Raw genomic sequence first — 1,077 nt, 5'->3', positions numbered from 1 at the left:
GCATCACGGCCGCTTCCGCGCGGGTCAGGGTGCCCTCCGGACAGAACCGGCAGTTTCCCATACCTTCAAAATACGGCGCGGTGACGCCATTACGCAGAAACAATGTGCCGTTGTTTTTGCGTACCGCACAGGCACTGAACTGCACATCGTCACGGATATTGCTTACTGTTATCTTGAGGACGCCCTGATTGGACAGAGACATAGGGTATGACTTGCCCCCAACTCTAATACTGCTGTCCTCATCAACATGGGCGGTCTCCTGCCGGCTGCCCACGCGCAGCGTGACGGTATCCAGCGTATAACCTTTGTCCGGCGAAACCGTATACGTCGCCGAGCCGCCGTCGTTCACACCCGTGCGGGAGGCCGATACGGTACAATTCTGTGTCTTGCCGATAGTGATCGAATGATCGTAGTAAGTGGTCAGCTTAGAGGCAGTAGCAGAGACCTTGACCGGTGCATAAACATCATCCACACACAGAATAACATCCTCGCCGCTCTGCTGCAGTTGGTAGTCTATTCCATCCACACTAATCTCGTCCTCGTCCGCATCCACCGTACGGCTGGTGCCGTCCACGGAAAGCGTGATACGGCTGAGGCGGTAGTTTGTCTTGGCCGAAATGGTAAAGCGCACATCCGTACCCTTGGGAACCGTGCTGCCGCAATCCCTGTCAATGTCCACGCCCGTGCCTTCCGAGGTGGTAATAGGGATGTGCTCTTCGTCCAGCTCGGAGATAAAGTACGCCTCCATATCGGTTTGCACATCGGTAAGGCACAGCGTCACGCGGCCGCCGTCCCTGTCTATGCGGTACACCTTGCCGCCCAGCCAGATACGGCCCTCAGATACATATCCCGCAGCGGACTGCACTCCATCGTCCAGCCGTATCTCGGTGATCTCATAGCCGCGTCCGGCGTCTGCAATAATGTTTGCATCGTTCCCGCGCCGCACCTTGACACGGCTTCTGTCCACGTCCACGCCCTTATCGCCGCGGACGCGGACGGTGAGCGGCTGTTCGCCCGGCTTACCGTTGCTGAAAAAGTGGATGCCAAGGCTTTCTTCTGCGGTCAGCGTCATCGTAA

Annotated in this window: 1 protein-coding gene; it reads right to left on the bottom strand. The window is 57.4% G+C overall.

From position 1 onward, the window contains the following. Positions 1-1,077 (bottom strand): InlB B-repeat-containing protein (locus OCV66_RS15265; protein ID WP_262564880.1); only part of this gene is annotated, 1,077 nt, incomplete at both ends.

The sequence above is a fragment of the Agathobaculum ammoniilyticum genome, assembly GCF_025567315.1.
In the GTDB taxonomy this organism is placed as follows: domain Bacteria; phylum Bacillota; class Clostridia; order Oscillospirales; family Butyricicoccaceae; genus Agathobaculum; species Agathobaculum ammoniilyticum.
Note: the sequence above shows the minus strand (reverse complement) of the source record. Positions and strands in the feature narration are given on the sequence as shown.